Annotated in this window: 9 protein-coding genes; 7 read left to right on the plus strand and 2 right to left on the minus strand. The window is 64.6% G+C overall.

Features of this window, described 5'->3' with window-relative positions:
* Window positions 1–38 precede the first annotated feature (38 nt).
* Window positions 39–932 (minus strand): LysR family transcriptional regulator, encoded by an 894-nt coding sequence (locus BSY18_RS07710; RefSeq protein WP_069050207.1) that lies wholly within the window; start codon window positions 930–932, stop codon window positions 39–41.
* 157 nt (window positions 933–1089) lie between these two features.
* Here BSY18_RS07710 and BSY18_RS07715 point away from each other — a divergent pair, with 157 nt between their 5' ends.
* The 7 genes from BSY18_RS07715 (at window position 1090) to BSY18_RS07745 (ending at window position 11042) form a co-directional block, all read left to right on the plus strand.
* Window positions 1090–2670, plus strand: coding sequence for a tetratricopeptide repeat protein (locus tag BSY18_RS07715; protein WP_069050208.1), 1581 nt, complete (start codon window positions 1090–1092; stop codon window positions 2668–2670).
* 69 nt (window positions 2671–2739) lie between these two features.
* Window positions 2740–4887 carry a penicillin acylase family protein gene (locus BSY18_RS07720; protein ID WP_069050209.1) on the plus strand — a complete coding sequence of 716 codons (2148 nt, stop codon included), beginning with the start codon at window positions 2740–2742 and terminating at the stop codon, window positions 4885–4887.
* 132 nt (window positions 4888–5019) lie between these two features.
* Window positions 5020–7944, plus strand: a complete 2925-nt coding sequence (locus BSY18_RS07725) for a M16 family metallopeptidase (RefSeq protein WP_069050210.1) — start codon at window positions 5020–5022, stop codon at window positions 7942–7944.
* A gap of 40 nt (window positions 7945–7984) precedes the next feature.
* Entirely contained in the window at window positions 7985–8284 is a 300-nt protein-coding gene (locus BSY18_RS07730) for a hypothetical protein (RefSeq protein WP_033926600.1), read from the plus strand.
* A 145-nt stretch (window positions 8285–8429) separates the two neighbouring features.
* Window positions 8430–9011 carry a peroxiredoxin gene (locus BSY18_RS07735; protein ID WP_069050211.1) on the plus strand — a complete coding sequence of 194 codons (582 nt, stop codon included), beginning with the start codon at window positions 8430–8432 and terminating at the stop codon, window positions 9009–9011.
* A 48-nt stretch (window positions 9012–9059) separates the two neighbouring features.
* Window positions 9060–10589 carry an acyl-CoA carboxylase subunit beta gene (locus BSY18_RS07740; RefSeq protein ID WP_069050212.1) on the plus strand — a complete coding sequence of 510 codons (1530 nt, stop codon included), beginning with the start codon at window positions 9060–9062 and terminating at the stop codon, window positions 10587–10589.
* Window positions 10590–10697: 108 nt separating this feature from the next.
* A complete protein-coding gene (locus BSY18_RS07745; RefSeq protein WP_069050213.1) occupies window positions 10698–11042 on the plus strand; it encodes a hypothetical protein in 345 nt (114 codons plus the stop codon).
* A 75-nt stretch (window positions 11043–11117) separates the two neighbouring features.
* Here the strand turns inward: BSY18_RS07745 and BSY18_RS07750 are convergent, their stop codons facing one another.
* A complete protein-coding gene (locus BSY18_RS07750; protein WP_054134542.1) occupies window positions 11118–11306 on the minus strand; it encodes a Thivi_2564 family membrane protein in 189 nt (62 codons plus the stop codon).
* Window positions 11307–11349: the final 43 nt, after the last annotated feature.

The following is an 11349-nucleotide window of genomic DNA, read 5'->3' on the forward strand; positions in this document are numbered from 1 at the left end:
TCAAATCAATAGATCCGAACAGTGATAGGATATTTCTATCAGACTTGCCCCGAGACCAGATCACGCGCGGCGGACAGTCCTGCCTGCACCACCGCGCTGAGCGGGCTGCGGTTCATCACCACCAAGCCGATCCGCCGGGCATCGCCCTCGTCCGCGACCGGCAGGAACCGCGCCCAGTCCAGCCCCTGCAGCAGCTCGCCATAGCTGTGCGGGATGATTGTGCTGAACCGGCCCGACCGCACCATATCCAGCAAAACGACATAGCTGTCCGCCACTGCGCGTGGCACGATCGACGTGCCCAGCGCCGCCATCCGCGCATCGAGGATGCGGCGAAACTGCATCGACTGGTGCAGCAGGCACAGCGGCGTTGAAGCAATCATATGCCAGCTCGCCTCGGTGACCGCAGCATCGATCCCGTCGGCGCGGGTGACGAAGAGATAGCGCTCGGCATCGAGCGCTATCGACAGCGTGTTGGCAGGCGGCTCGTGGTCGAGATAGGTCAGCCCCGCATCGCATTCAAACGCATGCAGCGCCCGGTCGATCTCGCGCGACGTTGCCGACCGTACCGACAGGCTCAGCCCCGGATTGCGCCGCAGCAGTGCCTCGCCGAACCGCCCGGTGAGCGATTGTGCGGCGGGGATCGCCATGAGGCTGAACTCGCCCCCCAAAGGCGCGGCACTGGCCGATAGTGTGCTGGCCATGCTGCCCACCGCACCCAGGATCTGCTCCGCCCAGGGCAGGATCGCCTCGCCATGGCTGGTCAGCCCGGCAAAGCGTCGGTCGCGCTCGACCAGGCGATGGCCGAGGTCGGCTTCGAGCGCGGACAGTCCGGCCGAAAGCGTGGGTTGCGATACGCCGCACTCCTCCGCAGCCCGGGCAAAGTGCCGTTGCCGCGCTATCGCCACGAAGTAGCGCAGCTGCCTCAGATGCATTCCCCACTCCCCCGTTCAGCCTCGGCCCTTCGATAGCCATATCCTATCAAGCGGCCGGCCGCCAGCATCCTGCCCCTTTGGGCAGCCGCAACGAACGAATTGACGAATTCACCGCGCCCGTCCACTTTTGCTCACGTGTAAAAGAGGAATTACGTGCATGCATTGTGCAGTCGGGCGTCATCGCAGCAAGTATCTGGCGGTTTTTCTCGCAACGACCGCGCTGATTACTGCCGCTCCTCTGCAATCCGCGCCAATCGATGCCTCGAAGCTTGACGACGCCGCGCTCGCGGCTGCGCTCGGCGAGGCACGCGGGCGCAGCAAGCCGCTGCTGTGCGACGAGCTCGTGCCGCTGACCGCCGAAGCGCTGAAGCGCGCCGCCGCGCCTGCCAATGCCGAGACCTTCGCGGCCGGCAATGCTGCATTGTGGTGCGCTATCGAGGAAAAGCGCTACGCCGACGCGTCCGCGGCGATCGAGCTGACCGAGGCGAAGCTGGGACGGCAGGAAGCGTTTGACCGGGTGGCGATCTCGCTCGATTCCTTCCTGTCGCGCCCCGAACAGGCCATCGCGCGGATCGATATCCTCGCCAGGACAGGTGGCGGCGAGGCGCTGACCAGCATCCCGCCCGAGGTGATCTACGATCTCAGCAGGGCGGCCACGACGGCAAAGCGACCCGATCTCAAGCTGGCGCTGTGGTCGTCGATCTATTCGGCGCGCTCGTTCGGCCAGCTCGATCCCGAAGTGATCGGCGGAACCGGGATCAACCTGCTGCAGGCCAAGGCCGATTCCGGGCTGCTTTCGGACAAGGACAGCGACCTTGCCGATCTGGTGACCAATGCCGGCGCCTATGCCGCGCTGCTGTCTCAAAGGCGCTATGCCCCGCTCTGGCCACATCTGGAAGAGCGGGCGGGCGACAATCTGGCCGAGGTGCTGAAGCTGGACGTGCAGATCAACGCCGGGCGCTTCAAGGCTGCCCCCAACGACACCGAGCGGTTCGCGGGCCTCATCTATTCGCTGCTGCAGAGCGGAAATCTTAAGCCCGCGATCGACGCCACCGAGCCGTTCCGTGAGGACGGCATGGACTATTCCGAGATCAACGAACAGATTGCCTGGGCGATCAACTCCATGGCCATCGCCCTGCGCGCCAGCGGCCGTCCCGAAGAAGGTCTCAAGGCGCTCGACGCGCTGGCCTCGCTCGATCCTGAGCAGCATTCGTGGGTGGTGAACTTTGCCATTAACCATGCTGCCGCCCTCGCCGGAGAGGCGCGACATGCCGAGGCACTCGCCTCTTATGACCGCGCGCAGCCGATTGCCGAAAAGCAGGGGTCCCCCTTCGCCCGCGCCATCATCACTGGCCAGCGCGCCTGTTCGCTGCACACCCTCGGGCGAACGGACGAAGCCGCCGCGATGCTCAAGGCGCTCGAGGCGGTGCGTCTGGATGCTGTCCAGGGCAGCATCGGCTCAGCCATGTGCGTGGGCCGCGATGATCTGGCGATCGCCTGGGCGCTGGAGGCGCTGGCCGACGACACCCATCGCCCCGTCGCCATCGCCGCGCTGCAGCCGCGCTATATGGAAAATACCCCGCCGGCCTGGAACGACCCCGAACCCAATCTGCTTCTCGCGAAAAGCCCCGAGCTTGCCGCGGCGTTCGAAAAGGTGGCGCGGGTGGTGCCCGAGCGGTTTGCACCGCTGGGCGGTAAGCCAAGGCTGGGGCCAAAGCCCGCCTCGAGCCAGCCGTGACGAGCAAACCGTCCGCTACCTACAGCATTGTCAGTAGACGCAGATTTTTCAACTGATAAGGTGCGCGCCATGCTCCGTGTCTTCAAGCGTATCGCCCTCGGCCTCGTCGCCCTGATTGTTGTCGTAGCTATCGCGCTGGCGGTGTGGGAGCCTTTGGTGGCCGAGGAGGGCAAGGCGCCCCCGGTGCGCAGCTACGATGTCGAGATCGTCCGCGACGATTTTGGCGTGCCCCACATCTTCGGCAAGACCGATCCCGATGTCGCGTATGGCGTGGCCTTCGCGCATGCAGAGGATGACTTTGCAACGCTGCAGGAAGTCGCCGCGATGACGCGGATGCGCAGCGGCGCGATGACCGGAGCGGACGGCGCCAAAGTCGATTTTGCCGCGCATCTGCTCGACATCCGCGGGACCGTGGATCGCAAATATGCGCAGCTTCCCGCCGATATCCGTGCGCTGCTCGATGCCTATGCCGCCGGGCTCAACCATTATGCCGACAAGCACCCCGACGAGGTCCGGCTGACCGGGCTGTTCCCGCTCAACGGACAGGATATCGCCGCCGGGTTCGCGCTGCGCTCGCCATTCTTCTTCGGGCTCGATTCGGTGCTCGGCGCGCTGGTCGAGGGCAACGACCTGCCGATCGAGGGCGGGCCGCAACTGACCGGCAAGGAAGTCGCACGCGTCACCCCGATCGGCCCCGAGCCCGACATGAACGGATCGAACGCCTTTGCCGTGGCCCCAGCCCGCTCGACCGACAACGTCACCCGGCTGATCTCGAATTCGCACCAGCCCTGGCGCGGCGGCGTCGCCTGGTACGAGCTGGTGGTACATTCCGAAGAAGGCTGGGATTTCGCCGGCGCGACCTTCCCCGGATCGCCCTATCCGTTTCTGGGCCACAACAAGACTCTGGGCTGGACCAACACGGTCAACCGCCCCGATCTGATCGATGTCTACAAGCTCGAACTCAGCGACGACAAGACGCAGTACAAGCTCGACGGCAAATGGCGCGATCTGGAAGCCCGGCAGGTGTGGCTCAAGGTCAAAGTGGGGCCGTTCACCCTGCCCTATCCGCAGACCGTCTATCGCTCCGCGCACGGCCCGGTGATCCTCAACGCCAAGGGCGCGTTCGCCATCCGCTATGCCGGGATCGATGATCTCAAGATGCTGGAGCAGTATTTCCGCATCAACAAGGCGCGCAATTTCGACGAGTGGAAGGCCGCGATGGCGATCCAGGGCGTGCCTGCGACCAACTTCATCTATGCCGATGCGGCAGGCAATATCGCGATGGCGTACAATGCGCTGTTCCCCGCGCGCAAGCCCGGGGCGGACTGGCGCGGCGTGCTGCCTGGCAACCGCAGCGAGCTGATCTGGCAGGGCCATCTGCCCTGGGGCAAGGTCCCGCTGCTGGTCAATCCGGCCTCGGGCTATATCATGAATGCCAACAACACGCCCTATGTCGCAGCCGGCCCGGGCGACGAGCTGGAGCCCGAGGCCTTCTCCCCGCTGATGGGGATCGAAAGCGACATGACCAACCGTGCGCGCCAGGCAATCAAGCTGTTCGAGGCGGCAGGCCAGATCGATGCCGCCACGCTCGAGCGGATCAAGTACGATGTCGGCTATGACAAGTCCGATTACGCCACCGGCTGGATCGCCGCCCTGCTGGCGGTCGAGCCCGAGGGTGACGAGCGGATCACGCAGGCGCAGGCGCTGCTCCGCGCGTGGGACTGGCAGATGGACGGCAAGGGCAAGGGCGACGCGCTCGCGCTGATGCTGATGCGTCCGGCAATGCGGCAGAGCTATCGCCGCCTGCCGCTGCCCGATGCGCGCGAGGAACTGACCGCCGCCATCGAGCACCTCACCAAGCATTTCCAGTCGCTCGACCCCAGGCTGGGCACCGTGCTGCGACTGCGTCAGGGCACGATCGATCTGCCGATGGATGGCGGATCGGACACACTGCGTGCCGCGACCTTGTGGGATGTCGATGAGAAGGATGGCCGCTTTGCCGTACGCCATGGCGACAGCTTCATCCAGTTCGTCGAATGGACCGCCGATGGCGCGGTGTCGTCGCGCTCGATCCAGCCGTTCGGCGCCGCCACGACGCGCCCGGACAGCCCGCATTATGCCGATCAGGCCAAGCTATTCGTCGAACACAAGACCAAGCCGGTCTATTTCACCCGGCAACAGCTGATGCCGCATGCCAAGCGGCGGTATCGCCCATGATTGCCGCTTGAAACGGGGCTCGCAGAGCTTATGGTTTCAATCAGCAACGTGTGGCGGGACCGGTCCCTGACGGACCCGCCAACGCGAACGACCAAACAAGCAGATCACGCTCCCAAAAGAGGTTCCTTTCCGATGTTCAAGCCCTTTCGCTCGCTTATCGCCGTCTCCGCGCTGGCGCTGACGGTCGCCATTGCGCCCGCTTATGCCCAGCAGGCCGCGCCGGTCGCCGAACTCGTCAAGACGGTCAACATCCCCTATCAGCAGTTCAAGCTGGACAACGGCCTGACCGTGATCGTCCACGAGGACCGCAAGGCCCCGATCGTCGCGGTATCGATCTGGTATGACGTCGGCTCCAAGCACGAGCCCAAGGGCAAGACCGGCTATGCCCATCTGTTCGAGCACATCATGTTCAACGGATCGGAAAACGCCAAGGGCGACTATTTCGAATATCTCAAGAAGCTGGGCGCGACCGATTTCAACGGCACCACCTGGTTTGATCGCACCAATTATTTCCAGACCGTTCCCAAGGCCGGGCTGGAAGGCGCGCTGTTCCTGGAAAGCGACCGCATGGGCCATCTGCTCAACGGGATCACCCAGGAAAAGCTGACCAACCAGATCGGCGTTGTGCAGAACGAAAAACGCCAGGGTGACAACCAGCCTTACGGTCTGGTCGAATACAAGCAGATCGAAATGCTGATGCCGACCGAGCATCCCTATGGCCACTCGACGATCGGATCGATGGCCGACCTGCAGGCAGCGTCGCTCGATGACATGAAGAAGTGGTTCACCGACCATTACGGCCCCAACAACGCGATCCTGGTGCTGGCCGGCGACATCAACGTCGCCGAAGCGCGGCCGCTGGTCGAGAAATGGTTCGGCGATATTGCGCGTGGTCCCCAGGTGGCCAAGCTCAATCCGCCGCTTCCCACGCTCGATGCCGTCAAGGTTGCCGAGATGAAGGACAAGGTTCCGACCGCGCGGCTGTATCGCTTCTGGTCGGTGCCGGGGCTCAACGATCCCGACTTTGCCGCGCTCGATGTCGCGGCCACGGTGCTTGGCGGGCTTGCCAGTTCGCGGCTCGACAACATCCTGGTGCGCGAGGAGCAGACCGCGGTCGCGGTGACGGCATCCACGCTGCCGTTCGTGCACGGCAGCGTTTTCGAGGCCTATGTCGACGTCAAGCCGGGCGCCGATATCGAGGCCGTCTCGAAGCGCTTCGACGAGATCCTGGCCGATTTCATCGCCAAGGGCCCGACCGCCGACGAGGTGCAGCGGGTCGCGACGCGCGAGGCGGCTGGCCGCATCGCGGGGCTGGAACAGGTGGGCGGCTTTACCGGCAAGGCGGTAACGCTGGCCGAAGGCGCGCTGTATTCGAACGATCCGGCCTTCTACAAGACGCAGCTCGAACGGCTGGCGGCGATGACGCCTGAGAAGGTGACCGCAGCGACCACCAAATGGCTCACCCGCCCGGTTGCCAAGCTGCACGTGCTGCCCGGCGAGCGCGACGCCTATGCCGATGACGCAGGCGGCAGCGCGGGCCAGGCCGAAGGCGATGGTCCCGCCATGCGCGCACCGCTGCCGCGCACTGGCGTGCTCGCGGCCCCGGCCTTCTATTCCAGCCTCGCCAACGATGCGATGGCGGCAGGCGCTGCCAGCAAGCAGCCGCTCGCCGCGGTCGATCGCACCACCTTCCCCGAAGCGGGTGCGGTGCCCGATCTCGACTTCCCCGATGTCGAGGAAGCGACGCTCTCGAATGGCATCAAGGTGCGGTTTGCGCGCCGCAGCGCGGTCCCCGTGGTGCGCGTCGCGGTCAGCTTCGATGCCGGCTATGCCAGCGACCCGAAGGATGCGCTGGGCACCAACAGCCTGATGATCGCGCTACTCAAGGAAGGCACCCGGACGCTCAACTCGATCCAGCTAGCCGAAGCGCAGGAGCGGTTGGGCACCAACATCAACGCGACATCGGATCTGGACCGCACCATCGTTTCGATGAGCGCGATGAAGCCCAACCTGGGCGCATCGCTCGATCTGCTCGCCGATGTCATCCGCAACCCGGCCTTCGATGCCAAGGAGCTGGAGCGCGTGCGCGTACAGCAGCTCACCCGCATCCAGGCCGAGTTCAGCGAACCGCAGGGCATCGCGCTGCGCAACCTGCCGCCTTTGCTGTATGGCGCAAGCCACCCCTATGGCGTGCCGCTCACCGGCACCGGCGATCCGGCGGTTGTCACCAAGCTGACCCGCGATCAGCTCGCCGCCTATCACAGCCAGTGGATGCGACCCGAGCGCGCCTCGATCTTCGTCGTCGGCGACACCACGCTCAAGGACATGCTGCCGATGCTCGAGCAGCGCTTCGGCAAATGGCCGTCCAACCGCATGGCGCTGATGCAGAAGGATTTCAGCGCTGCCATCCCCGCCGGCCAGGGCCGCATCATCCTGATCGATCGGCCCAATTCGCCGCAGTCGCTGATCCTGGCGGGCCAGGTGCTCAACGCCAAGGGCACCGACAACCTCCTCGCGCTGGAGACCGCCAACGACATCATGGGCGGCGATTTCCTTTCGCGGATCAACATGGACCTGCGCGAGACCAAGGGCTGGTCCTATGGCTCGCGCTCGCTGATCCAGCGGCCCAAGAACGACGTGCCGTTCCTCATCTTCGCGCCGGTGCAGACCAACCAGACCGGACCCTCGGTCAGCGCGATCATCGATCAGATGAACGGCTTCATCGGCGACAAGGGCGTCACGCCCGAAGAGCTCGACCGCACGGTGAAGGGCAGCAGCCTCGAGCTCGCCGGGACTTATGAGCGCTCGTCCTCGGTGCTCTCGCAGATGCAGTCGGACGCGCTGTATGGTCGCCCGACCAATTACGCCGAGAGCCTGGCGGCGCAGTATCGCTCGATGGATGCCGCAAAGCTCAATGGCGCGATGCGCGAGGCGCTGGATCCCAAGACGCTGACCTGGCTGATCGTGGGTGACGCCGCCAAGATCGAGGATCAGCTCAAGGCATTGAACATGCCGATCGAAGTTCGCCGTGCTGCCCCGGCAGCCGGAGACAAATAAGCCGTAGTTACCCTTCAACCAACCCAAGAGAGGACTGAACATGTCAGTAGCTGGACAATATGATTGCGTCACCAAATCGCCGATGGGGGACCAGAAGTCGGTTCTGACCGTCAACGTCGACGGCGACAGCTGGACCGGATCGAACGCCGGCCAGATGGGCGCGCTCGACATCACCGACGGCAAGGTCGACGGCAACACGCTGACCTGGACCATGGACATGAAGGTGCCCATGCCGATGAAGCTGGAAGGCACCGCCACCGTCGATGGCGACACCATCACCGGCCAGGTCAAGGCAGGCGCCTTCGGCACCATGGCGATGACCGGCACGCGCAAGGCATAAGCCCAAGCAAGCGAAAAGCCCTTCCTTCGCAGACGGGGGAAGGGCTTTTTGCATGGGCAGATGCAGCAGCCGCGGCCGCGCGCACTGGAAAACCCTAATTTCCCACCTAGATGGGGATCAGCATCATTTCACGGGGATCTTCAACATGCGCGCTTCCATCGCCTTTTCGCTCGCCGCTCTCGCCCTCACCGCCGGAACCGCAGGTCTGGTGGCCGCATCCCCGGCGATCGCAGCCGACGCCGCCAAGGTCGCGATCGGCAGCAAGGCACCCTTGTTCACCACCACGGGCGCCAAGGCCGGCAAGGCCTACAAGCTCAACCTGGCGAGCGAGCTCAAAAAGGGCCCGGTCGTCCTCTATTTCTTCCCCAAGGCGTTCACCAGCGGCTGCACTGCAGAGGCGCATGAATTCGCGACGCGGATGGACGACTTCAAGAAGGCCGGTGCGACCGTGATCGGCCTGTCCGCAGACGGCATCGACGAGCTCAAGAAATTCTCGACCGAGGCATGCCAGAGCAAGTTCGCCGTGGCGCAGGCCACACCGCAGATGATCCAGGCCTATGGCGTGGGTCTCGCCGGACGTCCCAACATGACCGGACGCACCAGCATGGTCGTCGCCCCCAATGGCCGGGTGACCTTCGTCCACAACGACATGGACTATCGCGATCACGTCAAGCTGACGTTGGGCGCTGTGCAGTCGATGGCCAAGGCCAAAGCCAAGAAGGGCTGATGCCTTTTCCCGCGTGACCCGGTGATGGTCCCGCGCTAGCGTCCCGCCATGACCTGGCAGACCGAAATCGATGAGCTGAACCGGCGGCGCGCGCTCGCCGAGGATATGGGCGGCGCAGAGAAAGTCGCGCGCCAGCATTCGCGCGGCAAGATGGATGCGCGCGCGCGGATTGACGGGCTGCTCGACCCCGGCAGCTTCCGCGAGATCGGGAAGATCGCCGGGCGCGGCAGCTATGATGCCAATGGCGAGCTGACAGGTTTTGCCGCTTCCAACTTCATCTTCGGGCGCGGCGATATCGACGGCCGCGCGGTGGTCGCCAGCGCCGATGATTTCACCGTCCGCGGCGGCTCCGCCGATGCAGCGCTGCACCGCAAGTTCGTCCAGTGCGAGGCGATGGCACACGAATTGCGCCTGCCCCTGGTCCGCATGATCGATGGCACCGGCGGCGGCGGATCGGTCAAGACGCTCGAAACGATGGGTTATACCTATGTGCCGATGGTGCCCGGCTGGGACCACATCGTCACCAATCTGGAAACCGTGCCTGTCGTCGCGCTCGCGCTGGGCCCCACCGCGGGCCTGGGCGCTGCGCGAACGGTCGCCAGCCATTATTCGATCATGGTCAAGGGCCTGTCGCAGCTGTTCGCCGCGGGACCCGCGGTCGCCGCCGCGATCGGCGAGACGGTCGACAAGGAGCAGCTGGGCGGCACCGAGATCCATTGCCGCAACGGCGTGGTCGACGAGGAGGTGGAGAGCGAAGCTCAGGCCTTTGCCACCGCGCGGCGTTTTCTGTCCTACCTTCCGTCCTCGGTCGACACGCTTGCCGCGCGCGCAGCTTGCAACGACCCTGTGGATCGCCGCGAACAGGCGCTGCTCTCCACCGTCCCGCGCAGCCCGGCGCAGGTCTATGCGATGCGCCGCGTGCTGACCCAGGTGTTCGATACCGGCAGCGTGTTCGAGACGGGCAGACGCTGGGGCCGCGCGGTAATTACCGCCTTTGCCCGGCTCGATGGCTGGCCGGTCGCGGTGCTGGCGAGCGATCCCAGCTTTCTGGGAGGATCGTGGGAGGCCAAGACCAGCGAAAAGGCCGAGCGTTTCGTCAGGCTTGCGGACCAGTTCCGGCTGCCGATAGTGCATCTGGTCGACAATCCCGGTTTCATGATCGGCGCTGATGCCGAGCGTGCGGGCACCATCCGCTACGGCGTCAACGCGATGAACGCGATCTATCGCGCCACGGTACCGCTGGCATCGGTGATCGTGCGCCGCGCGTATGGCATTGCAGGCTCCGCGATGTCGAACGCCGAGCGGTTCCAGTATCGCTTTGCCTGGCCCAGCGGCGACTGGGGCTCGCTGCCGATCGACGGCGGGGTTGAGGTTGCCTACAAGTCGGAACTTGAGGCGAGCGCTGATCCGGCGGCGCATCTCGAGGCGATCCGCGACCGGCTCAACAAGGTCCGCAGCCCATTCCGCAGCGCGGAACATTTCGCGGTGGAGGATATAATCGATCCGCGCGACACCCGGCCCCTTCTCTGCGAGTTTGCGGAGCTTGCCTGGGCCAAGTTGAACGGCGCAAGGCGGTGAAAAGGGGCGCAAAACATCGTTAAACCGGCGTCTGCCACGTTCGGCAATGATCGCTTAAATCCGCATCTGGCACTCTCTAGCTGAAATTTAGCCGGAAAGCGTGTCACCATGATCAACAACAGCTCAGACCCTGCCGGTTCGCCCGTCATGCGGACGGTCTACATACGCGCATCGACCCAGACCAGCGCGATCGTGCCGCCCGCGACCGATTCGGCGAGCAGCACGTCTCCAGAAGACGGCGTGATCAGCATGGTCAGTCGCCCGTCGGCTTCAAGCCCCACGGGTGCGCGGCTGATGGCGATCGATGGCGGCGATCGTTCGGATGCGTCGATGGAGGTTTTCGCCTGGCAGACAGCGCAGACGATGCTGGCCGATCCGATGCAGGCGATGCGCAGCCAGCGAGCGCCCGGCGCGGAGAGTGTCAGTGGATTGCTGGGCAATCGGTTCGGCTGACGACTGGCGCAATCACACTGGTAAACATTGACCCCGGCCGCTCCGCTCAACATGGCGGAGCGGCCGGGTCGAGCATCAGCCCACGGTCGCGCCGCTGAGCGAGCCCAGAATGCCGAATACCTGCAGCAGCCAGATGATCACGCCGATCACGACCACGGCGTTCAGGATGCTTTTGATCTTGCCATCCATCGGGATGTAATTGTTGATCAGCCACAGGCCGACGCCAACTGCTACGAGAACAAGAATAAGGCTGAGAATAGGCACGTTGACGTCTCCCTTGGTGACGAAATCTGCCGTAGTTGCGGGA

The sequence above is a fragment of the Blastomonas sp. RAC04 genome (assembly GCF_001713435.1).
Lineage (GTDB): Bacteria > Pseudomonadota > Alphaproteobacteria > Sphingomonadales > Sphingomonadaceae > Blastomonas > Blastomonas fulva.